Source organism: Burkholderia sp. BCC0398 (assembly GCF_902833245.1).
Classification (GTDB): domain Bacteria; phylum Pseudomonadota; class Gammaproteobacteria; order Burkholderiales; family Burkholderiaceae; genus Burkholderia; species Burkholderia sola.
In genome coordinates this window covers 128,240-150,103 of record NZ_CADFEM010000010.1, presented here as the reverse complement: position 1 = coordinate 150,103, position 21,864 = coordinate 128,240, and the positions used below count along the sequence as shown (strand labels likewise).

Here is a 21,864-nt window from a genome sequence, read left to right as displayed (position 1 = left end):
TCGTAAAATCGGATGGTGAAGGTGGGTGGTTTTGCGGAAACCGTTTTAATCCGCCGATTTAAACTTCATAACTCATTGATATTAATGAATAAGTATGGTTTTTTTAACGCTGAGGAGGATTGCTCGCAAACGATTGCCATCGTCTTTTTTGAGATTCTGCATACCATAGAAATCGACAAATAAATTTGAATCTGGCGGATTTCCGGGCCGAGTAGAGGGATTTTTGGAATGACTTGAGTGTGCAATATCGACCGTATTAGTATGGCGCCGCACCACGAGGAATGAATGGCGCCGCCGGCAATTGCCGCGGTGCGTCGGCAATCGGCGCGTCCATCGATCGCGCACGGGCCCGACGTCAGCCATTGCGCAGCTGCAGCATGCCGCGACGTCGAGACGCCGCATTCACCGGAGAACGACGATGCCGACCGAAAAACACGTGGTCCCGCTGCCGAATGGTCTGAAGGTTTATGTCGAACGGAACGTGTTCGATCCGGCCTTCGACACGGCGATGCTCGTCAACGGCGCGCTCGCGACGACCGCGTCGTTCGGCCAGACCGTCCAGTATCTCGGCGAGCGGATCAACACGATCTGCTTCGACCTGCCGTATGCGGGGCAGTCGCGCCAGCACAACCCCGGCTGCTCGATCCTGACCAAGGACGACGAAGCCGCGATCCTCCAGTACCTGGTCGAACACTTCGCGCCGGCGTTCCTCGTGTCGGTGTCGTGGGGCGGCGTCGCGTCGCTGTTCGCGCTCGCGCGCGGCTGCCCGAGCGTGCGGCGCGCGGCGATCTGTTCGTTCTCGCCGTTCCTGAACGACGCGATGATCGACTACGTGACGCGGGCCCGCGACCACATCGCGGCCGGCGAGAACCTGAAGGCCGCGCAGCTGCTGAACGACACGGTCGGCCGCTATCTGCCGCGCATCATGAAGCTGTACAACTACCGCTATCTCACGCGCCTGCCGCGCGACGAGCAGGACCAGGTCGCGTTCCACGTCGACCAGATCCTGTCGCTGCAGCCCGAGCGCTACTTCAGCGAGTTCTCGAACATCGGCTGCGAACTGCTGTTCCTGAACGGCGAGCGCGACGAATACACGACGCCGGCCGACGTGCGGCAGCTTGGCGCGCATGTGGCGCGCGCACGGTTCGCGACGGTGCCCGACGCAGGCCATTTCCTCGACATCGAAGGCCGCGCGCAGCGCGAAGCCACCCGTACCGCGCTGCTCGATTTCTTCTGCGGCGAAGCGCCCGCCGCGGCCGGCATCGCACGTGCCGCCGCGCACGCATGCGTGCCCGCGCCGATGCACGCGCTGTCGTCGTGACGCCGTCCGTCGAGCAGCGGGCACGTCCCGCGCATCCGAATTCCCATCCCAACGAGGCAGGCCAGCCGTGAATATCGTTCAGACCATCGCCATCGTCGTTCCGTGGGCCGCGTGGCTCGCTTACTGGATCGCCACGTCGCAGCGCGTCAAGACGACCGTACGCAAGGAGGCATCGCGCTCGCGCACGCTCCAGTCGATTCCGCTGATCGTCGGCGGCGCGCTGATCATCCTGCCCGATCCGTCGTGGCAGGCGCTCGCGCCCGACTGGCAGCGCTTCGGCCTGCAGGCGCAGTGCGGGCTCGCGGTGCTGGTGGCCGGCCTGCTGTTCTCGGTATGGGCGCGGCTGCATCTCGGCACGAACTGGAGCGTGTCGGTCACGCTGAAGGAAGACCACGAACTCGTGCGCACGGGGCCGTATGCGTTCGTACGTCACCCGATCTACACCGGCTGCCTGATCGCGCTGGTCGGCGCCGCGCTGATCGGCGGCGAATGGCGCGGCGCGCTCGGCGTGCTGCTCGTGTTCGCGTCGCTCGCGTACAAGGTGCGCGTCGAGGAGAGCTGGCTGACCGGGTATTTCGGGCCGGCCTATGCGCAGTACCGCCGCGAGGTCGCGGCGCTGATCCCCGGCTTCTACTGACCCCCGCGAGGCGCGCGATGGCGAAGATGATCGTGACCGCGATCGGTTCGGCGGGCGACGTGCATCCGTTGCTCGGCGTCGCGCGCACGCTCGCCGCGCGCGGTCACGACGTCGTGTTCTGCACGCACGCGCCGTTCGAGGCGGCCGTGCGCCGCTGCGGGTTCGCGTTCGTGCCGGTCGGCACCGCGGCCGACTACGACGCGGCGATGGCGAACCCCGCGCTGTGGGATCCGCGTACGTCGTTCCGCACGCTGTGGCAGGTGATCGCGCCGACGCTGCGCCCGCATTACGACGCGCTGCGCGCGCTGACCGATGCCGACACGGTGCTGGTCGGCACGCTATGGGCGTTCTCCGCGCGCTTCATGCAGGAATTGCACGGCACGCCGTACGTGTCGGTGCAGGTATCGCCGTCGACGCTGCTGTCCGCGCATGCGCCGCCGACTCATCCGCGCCTGACGATTCCGGCGCGCTGGCCGTTGCCGGTGAAGTCGGCGCTGATGACGCTGATCGAGCGGCAGGTGCTCGACCGCGTGTGCGGCCCGGCGCTCGACGCGGTGCGCCGCGAACTCGGGCTCGCGCCCGCGCGGCGCGTGCTCGGCCGCTGGCTGCATTCGACCGACGGCGTGCTGTGCCTGTTTCCCCAGTGGTTCGCGCCGCCGCAGCCGGACTGGCCGTCGAACCATCTGCAAAGCGGTTTTCCGCTGTTCAACGATATTTCGACCTCCGACGATGATGGGGCACTCGATGCGTTTCTCGCGGCAGGCGAAGCCCCGGTCGTGTTCACGGCCGGTTCGACCCTCGTCGATCACGCGGCGTATGCGCGTGCGGTGGCGGACACGCTGCGCGCGACCGGCGCGCGCGGCATCCTGCTGACGCCGCACGATGCGGCGCAGGATGGCGACCGGCTGCTCGTGCGCCGCTTCGTGCCGATGCGCACGCTGCTGCCGCGTTGCCGCGCGCTCGTGCATCACGGCGGGATCGGCACGGCGGCGCTCGCGTGCGAAGCCGGGATCGTGCAGGTCGTCACGCCGTTCGCGCACGATCAGTTCGACAACGCGCAACGCGTCGTCGCGAACGGTTGCGGCGTGCGGGTCGACGGGCCGCTCGACGGCGCGCGGCTCGGCGCGGCGCTCGCGCGCGTGCTCGACGAACCCGCGTTCGCGGTGCATGCGGCGCGTACGCGTGCGCTGCTCGCGGCCGCGCCGGACGGCTGCGGCGCGGCCGCCGATTTCATCGAACGCTTCGTGCCGAAGCGCGGGCGGGTGGCCGCGCGGGCCGATGTCGCGGTGGCCGGCACATGAGCACCGCATCGCCGCTGCACGACGGGCCCGTCGCGCCGTCCGCGCTCGACGTGTCGGCGCCGGTGCCCGCCGCGCAGCCGGTGCGCGGCATCCGGCTCGCGCTGCTGACGTTCGCGCTGTCGCTCGCGACCTTCATCGAAGTGCTCGACTCGACCGTGACCAACGTCGCGGTGCCGGCGATCTCCGGCAGTCTCGGCGTGTCGAACAGCCAGGGCACGTGGGTGATCAGCTCGTATTCGGTCGCGGCCGCGATCGCGGTGCCGCTCACCGGCTGGCTTGCGCGCCGCGTCGGCGAGTTGCGGCTGTTCGTCGGCGCGGTGCTGCTGTTTACGCTGACGTCGCTGCTGTGCGGGCTCGCGCGCGACTTGCACGTGCTCGTGATCTGCCGCGCGCTGCAGGGGTTGTGCTCGGGGCCGATGGTGCCGCTGTCGCAGACGATCCTGCTGCGCACCTTTCCTCCAACCCAACGCACGATCGCGCTCGCGCTGTGGGCGATGACGGTGCTGCTCGCGCCGATCTTCGGGCCGGTGGTCGGCGGGTGGATCGTCGACAACTTCTCGTGGCCGTGGATCTTCCTGATCAATTTGCCGATCGGGCTGTTCTCGTTCGCGGTGTGCACCGCGATGCTGCGCCCCGACGCGCAGCGCGGCGCGGCCGGTCCGATCGACGTGCCGGGCATCGTGCTGCTCGTGATCGGCGTCGGCTCGCTGCAGGCGATGCTCGATCTCGGCCACGACCGCGGCTGGTTCGATTCGCCGCTGATCGTCACGCTCGCGGTGGTCGCGGCGCTCGCGATCGTGTCGCTGCTGATCTGGGAAGCAGGCGAAGCGCATCCGGTGGTCGATCTGAGCCTGTTTCGCGACCGCACGTTCTCGTTCTGCGTGCTGATCATCTCGCTCGGGATGATGAGCTTCTCCGTGGTCGGCGTGGTGTTCCCGCTGTGGATGCAGGCCGTGATGGGCTACAACGCGTTTCATGCGGGGCTCGCGACCGCGTCGCTCGGCGTGCTCGCGCTCGTGTTCTCGATCCTCGTCGGGCTGCATGCGCACCGCTTCGACGCGCGCGTGCTCGCGACGTTCGGCTTCCTCGTGTTCGCGGCCGTGCTCGCCTGGGACGCCCATTTCACGCTGAAGATGACGTTCGCGCAGATCGCCGCACCCGGGCTGATCCAGGGGATCGGGCTGCCGTGCTTCTTCATTCCGCTGACCGCCGCGACGCTGTCGCGCATTCCGGACGACCGGCTCGCCGCCGCGTCGAGTCTGTCGAATTTCCTGCGCACGCTGTCGGCCGCGTTCGGCACCGCGATGAGCGTGACGCTGTGGGACAACCGCGCGACCTATCACTACGACGTCGTGTCGCAATCGGTCACGCACGCGTCGGCGAACACGCAACGCTTCGTGCATGCGCTGAACGCGATGGGCGTGGACGGCGTGCGCGAGCTGACGACGCTGCATCACGTCGTGATGCAGCAGGCCTACATGATGGCGACCAACGACATGTTCTGGATGGCGAGCATGACGTGTGTCGCACTCGCCGCGATGATGTGGCTGACGCGGCCGAAACGCGGCGCGGCCGCATCGTTCGGACATTGAGGAGCAGACCATGACGACACTCGGCGCACTCGTGATCCTGTATCACCCGAGCGACGCGCAGCTCGACGCGTTGCGCGGATGGCGGCACGCGTGCGACGTGCTGCTCGTCGTCGACAACACGCCGCAGCCCGATGCGCGGGCCCGTGAACTGTGCACACGCGAAGGCATCGCGCTGCTGCATCACGGCAATCGCGGCGGCATCGCGGGCGCGTACAACGCGGGGCTCGCGGCGCTGTTTCGCGACCGCATCGACGCGGTCGCGCTGTTCGACCAGGATTCGTCGGTGCCGGCTGCCTATTTTCCGACGATGCGCGACGTCTGCGCGGGGCTTGCCGGGCGTGCGTTCCTGGCCGGCCCGCGCATCTTCGACGAGAACGCACGCAGCTTCCTGCCCGAACTCGCGACGAACGGCATCGGCGTGCGCCGCCTGCACATCGACCCGGGCACGCCGATGCAGCGCTGCGCGTTCCTGATTTCGTCGGGCTGCGTCGTGTCGCGCGACGCGTTCGACGTGCTCGGCCGTTTCGACGAAACGCTGTTCATCGATCACGTCGATACCGAATACAGCTTCCGCGCGCTGTCGCGCAACGTGCCGCTCTATGTCGTGCCGTCGCTGGTGCTGACGCATCGGATCGGCGCAAAGCAGCGGCACGCGATCGGCCCTTTTGAAATGACGTCGATGAATCACTCGTGGCAACGGCGCTACTACAGCGCGCGCAATGCGGTGCAGCTCGGGATGCAGTACGGGCTGCGTTTTCCGGTGGCGCTCGTGCCGAACCTGCTGACCCTGTGGCAGGTCGTGCAGATCGCGCTGGTCGAGCGCGACAAGCGCGCGAAGCTGGCCGGCATCCTGTTCGGCGTCGCGGACGGCCTGTTCGGCCGGCTCGGCCCGCTCGAGCGCACGCGGCCGCGTCTGGCTGCGCGGGCGCAGCGCGTTCGGCAGGGGTGACGATGCGGCGTTCGACGAAAGCGGCAGGTTCGGCGCGTGGCGCGAAGGGCGGCTCGATGGTCGCGGCGGCGGCCATGCTGTTCGCGTTGGGCGGATGCGTGCCGTCGGGCTTCCTGCCGTCGCTGTCGCTGCGCGCGCCGGCCGACGATGCGCTCGCACGGACGGCCGGCCCCGGCGCGAACGGCGCGTGGCCGGCGCCCGACTGGGTGAAGCAGCTGCAGGACCCGCAGCTCGACGACCTGGTCGCGGAGGCGTCGCAGCACAGCCCCGATCTGCAGGTCGCACAGGCGCGGCTGCGGATCGCGCAGGCGCAGCTTCAGCAGTTCGATTCGCTGACCGGTTTGACCGGCACGGCCGGCGCGACGATCAGCCGGGCGCGGATGCCGAAACCCGGTGACATCGCCGACGTCACGGCCGGCGGCTATCGCGTGCCGGTGCAGATCTTCGGCGATCCGAACGTATCGCCGTCGTCGATCTTCGTCGGGCTGAACTACCAGCTCGACCTGTGGGGCAAGAACCGCGCGGCGACGAAGAGCCTGATGTCGCTGCGCGACGCGGCCGGCGTCGAGGCCGAACAGGTACGGCTCACGCTCGCCGTCGCGATCGTCACCGTGTATTGCCAGCTCGACCAGGCGTACGCGGTGCGCGACCTGTTGCAGCAGAAGCTGAAGATCAGCCAGCGCGTGACGGCGGTGCTGCGCGAGCGTACCGCGCGCGGCCTCGACAACGCGTACGATGCGAGCGACGCGTCGATCAAGCGCAGTCGACTGCTCGAGCAGATCGCGTTGAACGACGAGCAGATCAAGCTCGCGCAACTGCAACTCGGCGTGCTGTCGGGCCGTGGCCCGGAGCGCGGGCTCGCGCTGCAGCGGCCGCGCGTCGGCGCGTTCGCGGGCGGCGCGGTGCCCGCCCGGCTGCCGGCCGACCTGCTGGGCCGCCGGCCCGATATCGTCGCCGCGCGGCTGCGGGTCGAGGCCGCGTTCGCGAATGCCGACTCGACGCGTGCGCAGTTCTATCCGGACGTGAACCTCGTCGCGCTCGGCGGCGTGTTCGCGTTGACGCCCGCGTCGCTGTTCTCGCGCGATTCGCTCGCGGGCTCCGTCGGCCCCGCGATCTCGCTGCCGATCTTCGACCGCGGCCGGCTGAAGGCGAAGCTCGGCGCGGACGTCGCGCAGGCCGACGTCGCGATCGGGCTGTACAACAAGACCGTCGACGACGCGCTCGGGCAGGTCGCGCAGCTCGTCACGTCGCTGCAGACGTCGCAGACGCTCGTCGCGCAGCAGCAGGATGCGGTCGCGGCCGCGCAGAAGATCGTGCAGATCGCGACCGATCGGCATCGACGCGGCGTGCTGATGCAGAAGGACGTCGATGTCGCGGATCTCACGCTGATCGACGAGCGCGCGCAGATGATCGCGCTGCTCGGCAAGCAGCGGACATTGCGCGTCGGGTTGATCGGCGCGCTGGGCGGCGGGTTCGATGCGGGCGCAACGGTCGCGCAGGCGCAGGCGTCGGCCGTGCAGCGGGCGCGTAGCGGGGCGGCCCGGCGCGGGGCGGCCGTTGCCATGGCCGCGAACCGGGCTGCGGTGGCGGGCCCGTCGAACGACTCGCAAGCGGGGCGCACGGCAATGTCGCCGGCCGCTGCCACGACGCGGGCCGCGTCCGCGCCCGAATCCGTCCGACGCGACGACCCCGCGCGCCCGTCCACGGTCGGTGCCTCCCGCCCCGACACGATGCCGCGCAGCACGCCCGTTCTCGCGCGCACGGCCTCGGCGAGCCCGATGCCGGGCTCGGCGTCGACGCCCGCGATTCCCGTCTTCCAGCACGATCGTCTGATCGTTACGCAAAGCGACTGATGCACCACGACAACCTTCATTCCGCCGCGCCGCCGGCCGCGCTGAACGATCCGGCCCTCGACGCGCGCCGCGCGACGCGCCGCAAGCGCTTCACCGTGTTCTTCGCGATCGTGCTGCTGGCTGCGATTGCGTGGATCGCGTACTGGCTGTTGAGCGACCGGTACTACGAAGACACCGACGACGCATACCTCGCGGGCAGCATCGTTCAGGTCGCCGCGCAGATCCCGGGCGCGGTGACCGACGTGGTGGTTGCCGACACGCAGGCCGTGCGCGCGGGGCAGACGCTCGTGAAGCTCGACGACACCGAGGCGTCCGTCGCGTTCGCGCAGGCGAAGGCGCAGCTCGCGCAGGCCGTGCGCCAGGTCGCGAACGCGAGGATTTCGAACACGATGTACGTCGAGGCCGTGAATGCGCGGCGAGCCGACCTGTCGCTCGCGCAGCGCGCGCTCGCCGCGCGTTCGGGCGCATCGGTCGAGATCGTCGCGCCGGAAGAACTGGCGCGGGCGCGCGCGGCGGTGGCCGGCGCGCAGGCGAACCTCGCGGCCGCGCAGGCACAGCTCGATGCGGCGCGCGCGCTCGGCAGCAAGCTGCCCGTCGACGAAAGCCCGGCCGTCATGCAGGCGGCCGCGCAGTTCAAGCTCGCGTACCGAAACCTGAAGCGCACGACGATCGTCGCGCCCGTCGACGGCACGATCGGGCAGCGCTCGGTGCAGGTCGGCCAGCAGGTCGGGCCCGGCGTGCCGCTGATGTCGATCGTGCAGCTCAACCGGCTGTGGGTCGACGCGAATTTCAAGGAAGGGCAGATCCGCCACATGCGCGTCGGGCAGCCGGTCGAGGTCGTGTCGGATCTCTACGGCTCGCGCATCGCCTATCGCGGCCGCGTGCAGGGCTTCTCGGCCGGCACGGGCAGCGCGTTCTCGATGCTGCCGTCGCAGAACGCGGCCGGCAACTGGATCAAGGTCGTGCAGCGCGTGCCGGTCGTGATCGCGCTCGATCCGCGCGATCTCGCCGCGCATCCGCTGCGCGTCGGGCTGTCGATGCGCGCGACGGTCGACACGCACGACCGCAACGGCCACGCGCTCGACAGCGAGCCGCCGACGCCGGCCGTCAGCACGCGCGTGCACGACGGCGTCGCGGGCGACGCGGAAGCGGCCGCCGCCGCGATCATCCGCGAGAATCAGGGCGGATAGCGGCTGCCGGTCGGGGCGCGGCCGGCAGCAACGGCCGGTCCGGCCCCTGTGTGTCTCGCGCCCGGTAGATTCCCGCCCGACTTTCGTATTTCCGCCATCGATGTCGGCGCCGATCAAACGCATGTCGCGTTTGAGACATCGGCGCCCCTGCCTCCCGGACTACTCTCGAACAGCACGTTGCGCGTGCGCCGCATGGCGCCGGCGCGCCGCGGCGCCATCCAACGAGACATGGAGACAATACGATGAGCAGCAATCGAGGTGTCGTCTATCTTGGGCCGGGCCAGGTCGAAGTCCAGAAAATCGATTATCCGAAGATGGTCGACCCGAGCGGCCGCGCGATCGGCCACGGCGTAATCCTGAAAGTGGTCAGCACGAACATCTGCGGCTCCGACCAGCACATGGTGCGCGGCCGGACGACCGCGCCGGTCGGCCTCGTGCTCGGTCACGAGATCACCGGCGAAGTGGTCGAAGTGGGCCGCGACGTCGAGACGCTGAAGCTCGGCGATCTCGTGTCGGTGCCGTTCAACGTTGCGTGCGGCCGCTGCGCGATGTGCAAGGACACGCATACGGGCGTGTGCCTGAACGTGAATCCGTCGCGTGCGGGCGGCGCGTACGGCTATGTCGACATGGGCGGCTGGATCGGCGGCCAGGCCGAGTACGTGCTCGTGCCGTATGCCGATTTCAACCTGCTGAAATTCCCGGATCGCGACCAGGCGATGGCGAAGATCCGCGACCTGACCTGCCTGTCCGACATTCTGCCGACCGGTTATCACGGTGCGGTGAGCGCGGGCGTGAAGCCCGGCTCGACGGTCTACATCGCGGGCGCGGGCCCGGTCGGGATGGCGGCGGCCGCCTCGGCGCGCCTGCTCGGCGCGGCCGTGACGATCGTCGGCGACATGAACGCGGAACGCCTCGCGCATGCGCGGGCGATGGGCTTCGAGACGGTCGACCTGTCGAAGGACGCGTCGCTCGGCGAGCAGATCGAGCAGATTCTCGGCGTGCCCGAGATCGATTGCGCGGTCGACTGCGTCGGCTTCGAGGCGCACGGCCACGGCTCGTCGGGCCATTCGGAGGAAGCGCCCGCGACGGTACTGAACTCGCTGATGGAAATCACGCGCCCGGCCGGCGCGATCGGCATCCCGGGCCTGTACGTGACGGACGATCCGGGCGCGAAGGACAAGGCCGCGCAGCACGGCAGCCTGAGCATCCGCTTCGGCCTCGGCTGGGCGAAGTCGCATTCGTTCTTCACGGGCCAGACGCCGGTGCTGAAGTACAACCGCAACCTGATGCAGGCGATCCTGTTCGACCGGCTGCCGATCGCGAAGATCGTCAACGTCGAAGTGATCTCGCTCGACCAGGCGCCGGAAGGCTACAAGAAGTTCGACGGCGGCGCGCCGCGCAAATTCGTCATCGACCCGCACGGGTTGCTGGCGGCGTGATGCGCTAGCGTTCGACGCGCACCACGCGAAGCGGGCGGTTCCGGAAACGGGCCGCCCGTTTTTTCGTTGCGGGAGCGACGGTGACGGCAGTGCAACGCGACGACCGCTGAGCCCGAGCCCGGGTCACGCTCAGTGGCCGCGATAGAGCTTCGCGAGTTCGGCGTTGCTGGCCGCGGCGCGACGTGTGCGCCCGGTGTGCACGCTGACGCGGCGGATCGCACGCGTGCGATGGGCGGTGTCGCGGCTGCCTTTCCAGTCGGCCATGCGGACCGCGCCGGCGCGCGTCCGGTCAGGCGGGCGCAACGATGGCGCGGCTTGTGCAATGGCCATCTTGCGAGCAGGTTGGGCTACGAGTGGGGCGCCTGGTGGCAGACTGGCCGCCACTTGCGTTTCATCGGGCGAATGAAACGGGTAGACGGGTGCCGGCACGACCGGCAGCAACGGATCGTTCGACGCGGGCAGCATGGTTTCGGTCGCGACGGCGGCCGGCGCACCGGATCCGCGACAAACGGGATCGGCCTTGCAGGTCTGGTCGACCGCCACGTAGCCGCCGACCAGCAGCACGAGCGTAAGGATGCTCAGGATCGGCGCGCTCGACGCGCGCGGCCGCTGGAAAGCCGCGTTGCGCATCGCGCGGGCGATGCGTGACGACCACGTGTGAAACGATCGCGGCGCATGGGCGGCGTGCGCATCGGCCGACGTGTGTCGGATCGGTTCGAACGGCCCGTTCCATTGACCGCAGACGGGGCAGTGCTCGAGCGCGCGGAACGCCACGAAGCCGCATTCGCGGCAGCGGCAGCACGTCGCGTGCCGCGATTCGGCGCGCGCATTCAGCACGGCACGCCAGGCATCGCGCGCGCGGACGCTGCGGCTAGGCAGGACACGCATGTCAGCGACCGACGGGCGCGATCGTCGGGCTAGAGATCGGCGGTCGTTCGCATGCGGTGCTCATGGGATTCTCCATAACATCGGACGGGTGGAACCCGTTCGTCCACGTCTGCCTGCTGCTTCATTCTTGGTCGTTCGCGCACGAAACGCAAGGCGCATGTCGCGCATTCCGCTCCGTACGTTTCGTCCTAGCTGCCGTGCCGCTGTCGGGCCGCGAGCGTGCCGAGCGTCTCCAGCGCGCGCTCGACCGCCGGTGTCCACGGCCGACCGTAATTGAGTCGCAAATAGCGGCGGAAGCCGCCGGTCGTGGAGAAGATCGGTCCGGGTGCAATGCTCACGCCGTTCTCCATCGCATCGTCGAACAGGTGCATCGCATCCATGTGCGGCGGCAGTTCAATCCATAGAAAATATCCGCCGCGTGGCGCGAACACTTCGGTGTCAGCCGGAAAGTACGCGCGTACGGCCGACAGCATCTGCGCCTGGTGCGCGGCGAGATTGCGGCGCAGCTTGCGCAGGAAGCGGTCGTATGCGCCGTCGCGCAGGTAGCTCGAAATCGCCATCTGCGCGGGTACGTCGGCGGCCGGCGCGCTCGCGCCTTTGGCCTTGCGGATCTGCCGGACGAAGCGGCCTGCCGCGACCCAGCCGATCCGGAATCCGGGCGCGAGACATTTCGAGAACGACCCGCAATGCAGGACGAGCCCGCTGTCGTCATACAGTTTCGCGGGGCGCGTGGGCGCCGTGCCGAACTGCAATTCGCCATACACGTCGTCCTCGATCAGCGGCACGCCGCGGGACGCGAGCAGGTCGATCAGCGCGCGCTTGCGCTCGTCGGTCAGCGTCGCGCCGGTCGGGTTGTGGAACGACGTCATGAACCAGCACGCGCGCACCGGATGCGTGTCGAGCGCCTCGGCGAGCGCGTCGAGGTCGAGGCCCGTGCGCGGGTCGACCGGAATCTCGACCGCTTTCAGATGCAGGCTCTGAACGGCCTGCAGCACCGCGTGGAAGGCCGGCCGTTCGATCGCGACGATGTCGCCCGGGCGCGTCAGCGCCTGCAGGCTGAGCGTCAGCGCTTCGGTCGCGCCCGTCGTGATGACGATTTCCTCGAGCGGCAGCGACGCGCCCGCGTTCAGGTAGCGCAACGCGATCTGACGGCGCAGCGCTTCGTTGCCGGGCGGCAAGCCTTCGAGCAGTTTCGTGCGGTCCATGTGGCGCGCGGCCGACGCGACCTGGCGCCACAGGCTGCTCATCGGGAACAGCGAATAGCTCGCGAATGCCGAGCCGAGCGGCACGATGTCGTCGCATTTGAGCGAGTCGAGCAGACGGAACAGCGCATCGTCGTCGCCGGGTTGCGCGGCGTCGTTTTGCGCGGCGCCCGGCTTGCGCGGCGGATCGCGCGCGAACCGCACGTGCTTGTCCGCGACGTTCGCAACGAAATAGCCGGAGCGCGCCCGCGCGACGATCAGGCCCTCGCTTTCGAGCGCGTAGTACGCACGAAACACCGTGGAAGGACTCACGCGATGCGCGCGGCATGCGGCCCGCACGGTGGGGATGCGCGCGCCGGGCGCCAGATCGCCGCGCCGGATCGCGTCGGCGATCGTCTGTGCCAGCACCGCATAGCGCTTCATGCGCGTTCTCCCGGCCATCGACCTCGATGACAAAGAGTAGTACGGCAGCCGTCACGTGCAAGCGCGCCCCACATCGCTGATCCGTATGTTTTATCGGCGCTCTGATCCTGTTCTTTCGTCTGACAAACGGGCATCCTCTCGCAAGCTTTGTTCCCGCTGTCCGACCGATACGGAATTTACGCTGCCCGACCGCGAATCCGTGACGCCCGCGCGTGTCGCGCGAGTCATTTTCTGCGGCGTCCTTACCTTACCCGGAAGTATCCAGCGTGACATTGAAGACCCTCGTCGCGGGCCTCGCGGCCGGCATTGCCCTCAATCTGTTCAGCGGCGTGGCCGCCGCAGCCTGCGTCAACAATCCCGCCGCCCAGCCGAACGCGACGTTCCCCGCCGCGCTGACCGGCAAACTCGTCTATCACAGCTACGTCAAGTACGGCGACGGCACGAGCCAGTTGTTCCTCTACGATTTCTCGGCCCGTACGCTGACGCAACTCAGCAAGAGCGCGTGGGGCATCACCGATCCGATGAACGGCGTGTTCAGCCCCGACGGCAAGTGGCTCGCGTTCATGGGCATCCGCAACGGCGCATGGAACGTGTTCATGCTGCAGCTCGGCGCCGGCACGCCGCCCGTCAACATGACGAACAGCACGGGCGCCACGCGCAACGAAGACCCGAAGTTCAGCACGGACGGCAAGACGCTCGTGTTCAAGCAGAACGGCGACGTCAAGCAGGCGACGCTGTCGTACACGAGCGCGGGCCCGGTGTTCACGTCGGTCGTGAGCCTGACGAACGCGCCGGCCGGCGCCGAATACTCGATGCCGTTCCTCGCGCCGGACGCGAGCGCCGTGTACTACGCGACCGGCACCGGCTCGAACATGGGGCTGATGAAGCGCACGATCGCGACCGGCGCGACCGCCGTGTTCGATCGTCCGGCCGGGCTGCAGACGTACTACCCGACCGTGCGCGCGGACGGCATGGTGTACTACGCGCGCTGGAAGGACAGCGGCGGGGCCGACCAGATCTATGCGAAGACGGCGGACCCGGCCTCGACGCCGAGCGCGCTGGCGCTCAACGACTGCATGAGCAACAACTCGGACCCGGCGCCCGTCAGTGGTACGAACTACCTGTTCTTCTCGTCGACGACGGCCGGTGGTTATCAGCTCTACGTCGGCGACGTGACGACCGGCCAGCGGTGGAGCCTGTCGCAGTTCGGCGTGAATGCCGATGCGACGAAGGCGAAGCTCGGCGCGAACTACTACGGCGGCGCGGCCGCGGCACGCACGCTGCTGTCGCAGGGGCGGCCGGCCGCGGCATCGGCAAGCTACAACGCCTCGCTCACGCCGGACAAGGCATTCGACGGCAACACGACGAGCACGCGCTGGGATTCGCCGGAAGGCACTGGCGTCGATCCGCAATGGATCTCCGTCGATCTCGGCGCGACGAAGACCATCAGCAGCATCGATCTGTATTGGGATGCGGGCGCACTCGTCTACCAGATCCAGACGTCGAACGACAACGCGAACTGGACGACGATCTATTCGACGAGCAATGGCGTGTCGTATGGGCACGTGACGTTGCCGAACCTGAACGGGCAGGGCCGTTACGTACGGATGGTTGGCACGAAGCGGGCGACGCAGTGGGGGTATTCGCTCGATGAAATGCAGGTGTGGGGATCGTAAGCGGTAGCCGAAAGCCGTGAAGGGCAGGGGAAAGACGGCCCGCATTGTGCGGGCCGGTAAATTCACCGTGTCGTGTCAGTGCGTCTTGGGTATCGGGTTCAGGTTCGGGCAGCAGTGGTCAGGGCATCCCGGGCCGAACGTGATCTCGACGCGACGCCCCGTATCGTCGAACTCGCTCGCGGGAAACGGCAACTTATAGATCCGCGCGATGATGGAATTTCGTTCGCCATAAATCGAAAATTGATCCAACGCGGCCTTGACGTTCGCGGCACGTCGTTGAGCTAGAGCCTTCGGATCTTGCTCCGTCGATTCCGCCAGTCCGACAATCGACACCGCATCGATAATCGAAAAGCGGTTGCGCATGTCGGTCGACCATACTGACAGTTTCGCCAGTTCGGCGATGGATAGGTCGCTCGAATCCTTGCTGAATCGAACATCAAAATCCCAACCCGGCAAGTTCGACGGACCTTCACATGCCAATACCGATTGTGTGCAGCTCAACGCGAGCGCGAGCGCTGTTAGGAATTTAGTCAATGTCAACGACGTACCCCGCGATGCTGTCGGCGTTGTTGATTGATAACTTGGGATGTGATCGTCCCCACCCAGGGAGCAACGGGGTAATCGTGTATTGGTCATCGGTTGACGACATAGTGTCGTGGAAATGAGTCGCTTCGTGAATGATAGTTGATACGTGCGAATCGGCATTCGCGGTCCACGGGCGCATCGTGCAGAATCGCTCGCCAATCGCGATCGTATGCGTCGTTGTGTCAGGCGCACACACGTGAGCGGCCTCGTTAATCGTTCCGCGCGGATGAGGAGTGCAACCCGTCGCTAGATCGCCGGCGCTACCGCTCCGAACGACGTTGTTTTCATTGAATGCCCGAACTACGCCAAGTACCTTCGTTAAACCCGTGAGCAAATGCATTCGAGTTTTGTCGTCGTCTCGACCGAACCACTTGAACACGCGATCTTTGTCTTGCTTTGACCACTTTTTCAAGTCGGCGATGCGAATCGTCAATCGATCGACTGCGCGCCCCTGTGCTACCGCAAACATCTTGCGAAATTCCGAGTTCGTCATGTTTTCGCAGATCGGACGCAAGTCGACGTCTGCGAATCGCTGTGAGCCCTCAATGGTGTTTGTCGTTGTCTCGGCAACGGTAGTTTGGTTTCCCATCTTCTCAGTCCTCGATGACCAGCTTCAAAATTTGCGCGTCTTCGGTTTGCACGCGTGCGGTACAACCATGCCGATCGCTCACGCCCGTTGCAAGTACGTTTCCGGCTCGATCCTTGATCCAATAGCGCACGTTGCTTAATCGCTGCTTTGTCCGCACGTCGCGGATCACGAATTGGTCGTCGTGGATACCGGGTGCCGCCATGTGCCGCGTGGGCGCCACTGCCGAACCCGCAGCGAACCGGTTCGCTGCATTTCCGCTACCGCTGTCGCTATAGAAAATCGTGCTGTCGCTCCCCGCGATCAGTCGGTTTCGACCGCATGGGCACAATACGGCGTCACCCTCCAGCGCAACACATCGCCCGTGGTGAATCATGCGCTGTGCGCCGCCCACTATCGGGAACGCCCCTTCGCAATTTCCGCATGTCGCCTTGTCGCCATCCAAGGCTACCTGTTTGCCGTGATTGAACATCGTGGACGTCACCGCGATGACGACACCGCCCGTTGTCGTCGGATCCCCATTTCTTGCTGCTCGTCGACTCATGGTCGTTTCCTCAATCGAAGTTGGTAAAGATCCAGTCGACCGAATCGAGATCGTAAATCGCGTATTGATCGATCTCCGCGCCTTCAATGACGACGGTCGGTGGCATAGGTGCCAATGCTTCGGCCTCTGCATCGGCGATTTGCTCGGCGGTCCATGTATCCATCATGTCGAGCGTCTTGATGAACTCGGATAGTCCGGCTCGTGAATAGGCGGTTTCAATCCGATCGACCACGCTGTCGGGGAAGCGGATGGTGAAGTGGTCGCGATGCTCGACCGGCACGTCGAAGGATGCAAACGTGTAGGTCATCAACGGATAGCCTGCATCGGAAACCACCAGACGGCCTCCGGTCGCCGCATACGCATAGTTCACGGCGATCAACAGTCGGCCATGCTGTTCCATGAAATGACGGGTGTCGACCTGCCGGAAATCGATGGGCCAGAAGTGGTCATCGCCGCGCGCAAGCGTCCGCGAACCTATGACTGCATCAACGGGTGAAAGGTAGGTGCAAATGAACGGATCACTCGTGCAGATCATTTGCATGTTGCCGCTATATGCTGAATCGATCGTGCCGGGCGCATAGGGCCGCGTGGTGTTCAGGTGCTGAACCATCGCGTAAAGCTGGATCGACGAGTGAAGAAAATATGGGCAATCGGCTTGTTCTTCTTCTGTCATAGGCTCGGATACTTCATGCATGAACGAGCTATGAACGTTCGCCGGGAATTGTCGCCGTGTCTATCGGACGAGTATGATTTTAGTTTGGATTCCGACTGAAAAGAGTCGCCGTGACAATCGGCAATATTGAGTAGGCGTCAATTACTCGATTCCGAAGCGTGCTGTGCTTTGAATAAGCGACTCGCGAAAGCTTCCCGCCAACTTCGAACGCGTGATCGCGCTTATCGTCGCGCCGGACGACAGCGGGCGCGATTGCGCGATGGAATCGGAATATCCGCTAGCGGGAATTCCCAAGCGCGGACGGGCGGCGTGTTCAGTGCGCCCTCCGCCGATTTCCGGCGAACGCCTTCTTGTGGCAGGAGCGCACCGGGAAGAGGAAAGTCGGCGATTACAACGGTAATGCCGTCAGTTGAAGCGGCGCGAAAGCATCGCGCCGAAAGGATCAAACGTGCGCCTGGCGTTTTCGATCATGCCTTCGCAGTCGCTCGGCATGTTTCCTGCCGCACAGCGCCCGCCTCACGCATGCAGCACATGCGCCGGAAACGCCGGCCCAGCACTCGCCGCACCCTGCGCGAGCGGCGCCACCTGCTTGCGTCGCTCGCGCGTCGGCGCGACGCCGAACGCGTCGCGATAGCTCTTGCTGAAGTGGCATGCCGACTGGAAGCCGCACGCCATCGTGATATGCATGATCGACATGTCGGTCTGCAGCAGCAGCTCGCGCGCACGGCGCAGCCGCAGCGTCAGGTAGTAATGCGTCGGCGTCATCCCGAGATGCTCGCGGAAAAGACGCTGCAACTGCCGCTGCGACATGTTCGCGAGCCGCGCGAGCTCCTCGCGCGACAGCGGCTCCTCGATGTTGTTCTCCATCAGCGAGATCACTTCGAACAGCGACTTGTTCGCCGAGCCGAGGCGGGCGACGAGCGGCATGCGTTGCTGCGCGCTCGTGTCGCGCACATGTTCGACGATGAACTGCTCGGCGATCTGCGTGACGCGCGCGGTGCCGACGCGCGCGGCGATCAGGTTCAGCATCATGTCGAGCGGCGCGACGCCGCCCGTGCACGTGATGCGGTCTCGGTCGATCACGAACAGTTCTTTCAGGAAGCGCGTGTCCGGAAACTCTTCCTTCAGCGCCGACATGTTCTCCCAGTGGATCGCGCACGCGTAGCCCGCGAGCAGCCCCGACTTCGCGAGTGCATAGGTGCCCGTGCACAGGCTGCCGAGCGGGAGCCCCATGCGTGCGAAGCGACGCAGCGTCGACAGGTGGGCGGACGTCGTCGCGCGCTGCACGTCGACGCCGCCGCACACGAATACGATGTCGGGTTGCCCCACGCATTCCGCCGGCCCCGTGTCGACCGTGAGGCCGTTGCTCGCCGTGACCGGACCGCCGTCCGGGCTGATCACCGACCAGCGGTAGAGCGGCTGGCCGCTCAGGTAGTTCGCCATCCGAAGCACCTCGATCGCATTGGTGAACGCGATCATCGTGAAGTTCGGTAACGGCATGAACGCGAAGTGGGACAGCGACGCTGTGCGGTCGGGCGACATGGGGAGCGTTCCTTGAATCTCTAATAGCTTTTGGCCCGGGGCACGAATCGGGCTGCGGTATTGTGTGAGCGAGTGCAACAAGCGTGCCATACGGCTAAACCCTAGCTCCAAGCGTTGTCTGGGCATCGGGCCGTTGCTGCACTGCACCGTATCCGGGAGAAGCCGCACGCGAACGTGCGGCAAACGCACTGCCGGTGTGCGTGTCCATAGGTGAACCATCGATACCGTTTCGGGCGCTCGTCCCGAAAAGCACGACCGGTCACTTGTACAAAACGGACGCGCATGGCGGAAAAGGCAAAGAACGCGTCTAAATTCATCAATCCGCCGAAAATCCGAACGACAAGAATAGAGCCGTCGGCAGCCTTGCACTGGACGAGCGGGAAACCCAGTGATGGCGGGCCTTGAGCTTCGGTTGCAGCCCTTTATTCTTCGTCACGGACGCACTATGTCGAACACTCAGCCTTTCTTCTCGCAGCCCCTTGCCGAGCGCGACGCGCCGGTGCGCAGCGCCATCCTGAAGGAACTCGAGCGTCAGCAGTCGCAAGTCGAGCTGATCGCGTCGGAAAACATCGTGTCGCGCGCCGTGCTCGAGGCGCAGGGCTCGGTACTGACCAACAAATACGCGGAAGGCTATCCCGGCAAGCGCTACTACGGCGGCTGCGAATTCGCCGATGAAGTCGAGGCGCTCGCGATAGAACGCGTGAAGCAGATCTTCAACGCCGGCTATGCGAACGTGCAGCCGCACTCGGGCGCGCAGGCGAACGGCTCGGTGATGCTCGCGCTCGCCAAGCCGGGCGACACGGTGCTCGGCATGTCGCTCGACGCGGGCGGCCACCTGACGCACGGCGCGAAGCCGGCGCTGTCGGGCAAGTGGTTCAACGCGGTCCAGTACGGCGTGAACCGCGACACGCTGCGCATCGACTACGACCAGGTCGAGGCGCTCGCCCACGAGCACAAGCCGAATCTCATCATCGCCGGCTTCTCGGCGTACCCGCGCGCGCTCGACTTCGCACGCTTTCGCGCGATCGCCGACAGTGTCGGCGCGAAGCTGATGGTCGACATGGCGCACATCGCCGGCGTGATCGCCGCGGGTCGCCACGCGAACCCGGTCGAGCACGCGCACGTCGTCACGTCGACCACGCACAAGACGCTGCGCGGCCCGCGCGGCGGCTTCGTGCTGACCAACGACGAGGACATTGCAAAGAAGATCAACTCGGCCGTGTTCCCCGGCCTGCAGGGCGGCCCGCTGATGCACGTGATCGCCGGCAAGGCCGTCGCGTTCGGCGAAGTACTGCATGCGGACTTCAAGACCTACATCGACAGCGTGCTCGCGAACGCGCAGGCGCTCGGCGAAGTGCTGAAGGCCGGCGGCGTCGATCTCGTCACGGGCGGCACCGACAACCACCTGCTGCTGGTCGACCTGCGCCCGAAGGGCCTGAAGGGCGCGCCGGTCGAGCAGGCGCTGGAACGCGCGGGCATCACCTGCAACAAGAACGGCATTCCGTTCGACACCGAGAAGCCGACCGTCACGTCGGGCATTCGCCTCGGCACGCCGGCCGGCACGACGCGCGGCTTCGGCGTCGCGGAGTTCCGTGAAGTCGGCCGCCTGATCCTCGAAGTGTTCGACGCGCTGCGCGCGAACCCGGAAGGCGACCACGCGACCGAACAGCGCGTGCGCCGCGAGATCTTCGCGCTCTGCGAGCGCTTCCCGATCTACTGATCGTCCCCACAAGAACAGTCACACGAGCGAGAGCAGATATGAGCACGCTGCATCAGGACAGCATCATCATCGACGGACTGAACATCTCGAAGTTCGAGAAGCCGGTGTTCGAGGACATGCGCAAGGGCGGCATCACGGCCGCGAACTGCACGGTGTCGGTGTGGGAAAACTTCACCAAGACCGTCGACAACATCGGCGTGATGAAGAAGAAGATCCGCGACAACGGCGAGCTGCTGACGCTCGTGCGCACGACGGACGACATCTTCCGCGCGAAGCAGGAAGGCAAGACCGGGATCATCCTCGGCTTCCAGAACGCGCATGCGTTCGAGGACAACCTCGGCTACATCGAGGCGTTCGCCGACATGGGCGTGCGCGTCGTGCAGCTTTGCTACAACACGCAGAACCTGGTCGGCACCGGCTGCTACGAACGCGACGGCGGCCTGTCGGACTTCGGCCGCGAAGTGATCACCGAGATGAACCGCGTCGGCATCATGGTCGACCTGTCGCACGTGGGCGGCAACACGTCGTCGGAAGCGATCGCGTTCTCGAAGAAGCCGGTGTGCTATTCGCACTGCCTGCCGTCGGGCCTGAAGGAACATCCGCGCAACAAGAGCGACGCGCAGTTGAAGGAGATCGCCGATGCGGGCGGCTTCGTCGGCGTGACGATGTTCGCGCCGTTCCTGAAGCGCGGCATCGAGGCGAACATCGACGACTACATCGAGGCGATCGACTACGTCGTGAACCTGATCGGCGAAGACGCGGTCGGCATCGGCACGGACTTCACGCAGGATTTCGCGAAGGAATTCTTCGACATGCTGACGCACGACAAGGGCCGCTATCGCCAACTGACGAACTTCGGCAAGGTGATCAACCCGGACGGCATCCGCACGATCGGCGAATTCCCGAACCTGACCGCCGCGATGGAACGCCACGGCTGGAAGGAGTCGCGGATCCGCAAGATCATGGGCGAGAACTGGGTGCGCGTGTTCAAGGACGTGTGGGGCGCGTAAGCGCCCGCCGAGCCGAACCGCACTCGTCGTTTCAACATAAAAAAATCGGGACGTGCCAGCGCAAGCCGCGCGGGCACGCGGACGATGTCGCGCCTGCGCACTGAGCCGCGCGGCCACTTTCCTCACGGAGTCACCACGATGCAACCGCAACTGCCGATCAACGTCGATCCCGATACCGGCGTCTGGACCACCGACGCGCTGCCGATGCTGTACGTGCCGCGCCATTTCTTCACGAACAACCACGTCGCCGTCGAGGAAGCGCTCGGCGTCGATGCGTATGCCGAGATCCTCTACAAGGCCGGCTACAAATCCGCCTACCACTGGTGCGACAAGGAAGCCAAGCTGCACGGCCTGACCGGCATGGCCGTGTTCGAGCACTACCTGAAGCGCCTGTCGCAACGCGGCTGGGGCCTGTTCTCGATCATCGAGGCCGACCCGGCGAGCGCCCGCGCGAAGATCGAACTGCGCCACTCGTCGTTCGTGCTCCAGCAGCCGGGCAAGGAAGGCAAGCTCTGCTACATGTTCGCGGGCTGGTTCGCGGGCGCGATGGACTGGGTCAACGACACGACGCCGGAAGGCAAGGGCGCGCCGCGCGCATACTCGAAGGAAGTGCAATGTGCGGCCGAGCATCACGATCACTGCATCTTCGAAGTGTCGCCGATCGCGCACTGATGCACTGACGCATTGATTCACTGAAGCAGAACAACACCCGCAACACGAGACATTCGAACGC

General features: G+C 66.1%; 19 protein-coding genes. 12 read left to right on the top strand and 7 right to left on the bottom strand.

Translation table 11 applies throughout. From position 1 onward, the window contains the following. Nucleotides 1–418: 418 nt before the first annotated feature. The 8 genes from HWX76_RS22430 to fdhA all read left to right on the top strand — a co-directional run bounded on the left by HWX76_RS22430 (nucleotide 419) and on the right by fdhA (nucleotide 10,282). On the top strand, nucleotides 419–1,321 hold the full coding sequence (locus HWX76_RS22430; protein ID WP_050012283.1) for an alpha/beta hydrolase: 903 nt from the start codon (nucleotides 419–421) through the stop codon (nucleotides 1,319–1,321). A 67-nt stretch (nucleotides 1,322–1,388) separates the two neighbouring features. Beyond that, entirely contained in the window at nucleotides 1,389–1,958 is a 570-nt protein-coding gene (locus HWX76_RS22425) for an isoprenylcysteine carboxylmethyltransferase family protein (protein ID WP_050012284.1), read from the top strand. Between the two features lie 17 nt (nucleotides 1,959–1,975). Beyond that, nucleotides 1,976–3,259 (top strand): glycosyltransferase, encoded by a 1,284-nt coding sequence (locus HWX76_RS22420; protein WP_124631568.1) that lies wholly within the window; start codon nucleotides 1,976–1,978, stop codon nucleotides 3,257–3,259. Next, nucleotides 3,256–4,851, top strand: a complete 1,596-nt coding sequence (locus HWX76_RS22415; protein ID WP_050012286.1) for a DHA2 family efflux MFS transporter permease subunit — start codon at nucleotides 3,256–3,258, stop codon at nucleotides 4,849–4,851. Before HWX76_RS22420 ends, HWX76_RS22415 begins: the two co-directional genes overlap by 4 nt. 10 nt (nucleotides 4,852–4,861) lie before the next feature. Continuing rightward, the gene (locus tag HWX76_RS22410; protein ID WP_124631567.1) at nucleotides 4,862–5,800 is read left to right on the top strand and encodes a glycosyltransferase family 2 protein; all 939 of its coding nucleotides are present in this window, start codon (nucleotides 4,862–4,864) and stop codon (nucleotides 5,798–5,800) included. A 2-nt stretch (nucleotides 5,801–5,802) separates the two neighbouring features. After that, nucleotides 5,803–7,653, top strand: a complete 1,851-nt coding sequence (locus HWX76_RS22405; RefSeq protein WP_176016352.1) for an efflux transporter outer membrane subunit — start codon at nucleotides 5,803–5,805, stop codon at nucleotides 7,651–7,653. Next, on the top strand, nucleotides 7,653–8,843 hold the full coding sequence (locus HWX76_RS22400) for an efflux RND transporter periplasmic adaptor subunit (protein ID WP_176016351.1): 1,191 nt from the start codon (nucleotides 7,653–7,655) through the stop codon (nucleotides 8,841–8,843). Before HWX76_RS22405 ends, HWX76_RS22400 begins: the two co-directional genes overlap by 1 nt. 242 nt (nucleotides 8,844–9,085) lie before the next feature. Continuing rightward, a complete protein-coding gene (gene fdhA / locus HWX76_RS22395) occupies nucleotides 9,086–10,282 on the top strand; it encodes a formaldehyde dehydrogenase, glutathione-independent (RefSeq protein WP_011547090.1) in 1,197 nt (398 codons plus the stop codon). A 129-nt stretch (nucleotides 10,283–10,411) separates the two neighbouring features. Here the strand turns inward: fdhA and HWX76_RS22390 are convergent, their stop codons facing one another. Beyond that, nucleotides 10,412–11,170, bottom strand: a complete 759-nt coding sequence (locus HWX76_RS22390) for a hypothetical protein (RefSeq protein WP_176016350.1) — start codon at nucleotides 11,168–11,170, stop codon at nucleotides 10,412–10,414. A 188-nt stretch (nucleotides 11,171–11,358) separates the two neighbouring features. Next, on the bottom strand, nucleotides 11,359–12,795 hold the full coding sequence (locus HWX76_RS22385) for a PLP-dependent aminotransferase family protein (RefSeq protein WP_050012291.1): 1,437 nt from the start codon (nucleotides 12,793–12,795) through the stop codon (nucleotides 11,359–11,361). 266 nt (nucleotides 12,796–13,061) lie between these two features. Here HWX76_RS22385 and HWX76_RS22380 point away from each other — a divergent pair, with 266 nt between their 5' ends. Continuing rightward, nucleotides 13,062–14,471, top strand: a complete 1,410-nt coding sequence (locus HWX76_RS22380) for a discoidin domain-containing protein (protein ID WP_050012292.1) — start codon at nucleotides 13,062–13,064, stop codon at nucleotides 14,469–14,471. Between the two features lie 75 nt (nucleotides 14,472–14,546). On the opposite strand, the gene HWX76_RS22375 is transcribed toward HWX76_RS22380, so the two are convergent. The 5 genes from HWX76_RS22375 to HWX76_RS22355 all read right to left on the bottom strand — a co-directional run bounded on the left by HWX76_RS22375 (nucleotide 14,547) and on the right by HWX76_RS22355 (nucleotide 18,491). After that, a complete protein-coding gene (locus HWX76_RS22375; RefSeq protein WP_244137996.1) occupies nucleotides 14,547–15,011 on the bottom strand; it encodes a hypothetical protein in 465 nt (154 codons plus the stop codon). Continuing rightward, on the bottom strand, nucleotides 14,998–15,645 hold the full coding sequence (locus HWX76_RS22370) for a M35 family metallo-endopeptidase (protein ID WP_060734308.1): 648 nt from the start codon (nucleotides 15,643–15,645) through the stop codon (nucleotides 14,998–15,000). The genes HWX76_RS22375 and HWX76_RS22370 overlap by 14 nt, the downstream gene beginning before the upstream one ends. Nucleotides 15,646–15,649: 4 nt before the next feature. Further along, nucleotides 15,650–16,186 (bottom strand): PAAR domain-containing protein, encoded by a 537-nt coding sequence (locus HWX76_RS22365; protein WP_060734309.1) that lies wholly within the window; start codon nucleotides 16,184–16,186, stop codon nucleotides 15,650–15,652. Between the two features lie 10 nt (nucleotides 16,187–16,196). Continuing rightward, nucleotides 16,197–16,859, bottom strand: a complete 663-nt coding sequence (locus HWX76_RS22360; RefSeq protein ID WP_244137995.1) for a hypothetical protein — start codon at nucleotides 16,857–16,859, stop codon at nucleotides 16,197–16,199. Nucleotides 16,860–17,375: 516 nt separating this feature from the next. Further along, nucleotides 17,376–18,491, bottom strand: coding sequence for a GlxA family transcriptional regulator (locus HWX76_RS22355; RefSeq protein ID WP_124594757.1), 1,116 nt, complete (start codon nucleotides 18,489–18,491; stop codon nucleotides 17,376–17,378). A gap of 355 nt (nucleotides 18,492–18,846) precedes the next feature. Here HWX76_RS22355 and HWX76_RS22350 point away from each other — a divergent pair, with 355 nt between their 5' ends. From HWX76_RS22350 to HWX76_RS22340, 3 genes are all read left to right on the top strand, one after another. Next, nucleotides 18,847–20,121 (top strand): serine hydroxymethyltransferase, encoded by a 1,275-nt coding sequence (locus HWX76_RS22350; protein ID WP_176016348.1) that lies wholly within the window; start codon nucleotides 18,847–18,849, stop codon nucleotides 20,119–20,121. A gap of 38 nt (nucleotides 20,122–20,159) precedes the next feature. After that, on the top strand, nucleotides 20,160–21,131 hold the full coding sequence (locus HWX76_RS22345) for a dipeptidase (RefSeq protein WP_050012295.1): 972 nt from the start codon (nucleotides 20,160–20,162) through the stop codon (nucleotides 21,129–21,131). 138 nt (nucleotides 21,132–21,269) lie between these two features. Further along, complete coding sequence (locus HWX76_RS22340) at nucleotides 21,270–21,803, top strand: DUF5943 domain-containing protein (protein WP_050012296.1); 534 nt, start codon at nucleotides 21,270–21,272, stop codon at nucleotides 21,801–21,803. The last annotated feature ends 61 nt before the right edge of the window (nucleotides 21,804–21,864 follow it).

What these genes read in the sequence shown, in the direction of transcription:
- HWX76_RS22390 (WP_176016350.1), bottom strand. Translation starts at nt 11,170, where the DNA reads ATGCGTGTCCTGCCTAGCCGCAGCGTCCGCGCGCGCGATGCCTGGCGT.
- HWX76_RS22410 (WP_124631567.1), top strand. Translation starts at nt 4,862, where the DNA reads ATGACGACACTCGGCGCACTCGTGATCCTGTATCACCCGAGCGACGCG.
- HWX76_RS22355 (WP_124594757.1), bottom strand. Translation starts at nt 18,491, where the DNA reads ATGGCACGCTTGTTGCACTCGCTCACACAATACCGCAGCCCGATTCGT.
- HWX76_RS22350 (WP_176016348.1), top strand. Translation starts at nt 18,847, where the DNA reads ATGTCGAACACTCAGCCTTTCTTCTCGCAGCCCCTTGCCGAGCGCGAC.
- HWX76_RS22405 (WP_176016352.1), top strand. Translation starts at nt 5,803, where the DNA reads ATGCGGCGTTCGACGAAAGCGGCAGGTTCGGCGCGTGGCGCGAAGGGC.
- HWX76_RS22420 (WP_124631568.1), top strand. Translation starts at nt 1,976, where the DNA reads ATGGCGAAGATGATCGTGACCGCGATCGGTTCGGCGGGCGACGTGCAT.
- HWX76_RS22370 (WP_060734308.1), bottom strand. Translation starts at nt 15,645, where the DNA reads ATGGGAAACCAAACTACCGTTGCCGAGACAACGACAAACACCATTGAG.
- HWX76_RS22360 (WP_244137995.1), bottom strand. Translation starts at nt 16,859, where the DNA reads ATGACAGAAGAAGAACAAGCCGATTGCCCATATTTTCTTCACTCGTCG.
- HWX76_RS22365 (WP_060734309.1), bottom strand. Translation starts at nt 16,186, where the DNA reads ATGAGTCGACGAGCAGCAAGAAATGGGGATCCGACGACAACGGGCGGT.
- HWX76_RS22430 (WP_050012283.1), top strand. Translation starts at nt 419, where the DNA reads ATGCCGACCGAAAAACACGTGGTCCCGCTGCCGAATGGTCTGAAGGTT.
- HWX76_RS22400 (WP_176016351.1), top strand. Translation starts at nt 7,653, where the DNA reads ATGCACCACGACAACCTTCATTCCGCCGCGCCGCCGGCCGCGCTGAAC.
- HWX76_RS22415 (WP_050012286.1), top strand. Translation starts at nt 3,256, where the DNA reads ATGAGCACCGCATCGCCGCTGCACGACGGGCCCGTCGCGCCGTCCGCG.
- fdhA (WP_011547090.1), top strand. Translation starts at nt 9,086, where the DNA reads ATGAGCAGCAATCGAGGTGTCGTCTATCTTGGGCCGGGCCAGGTCGAA.
- HWX76_RS22340 (WP_050012296.1), top strand. Translation starts at nt 21,270, where the DNA reads ATGCAACCGCAACTGCCGATCAACGTCGATCCCGATACCGGCGTCTGG.
- HWX76_RS22385 (WP_050012291.1), bottom strand. Translation starts at nt 12,795, where the DNA reads ATGAAGCGCTATGCGGTGCTGGCACAGACGATCGCCGACGCGATCCGG.
- HWX76_RS22345 (WP_050012295.1), top strand. Translation starts at nt 20,160, where the DNA reads ATGAGCACGCTGCATCAGGACAGCATCATCATCGACGGACTGAACATC.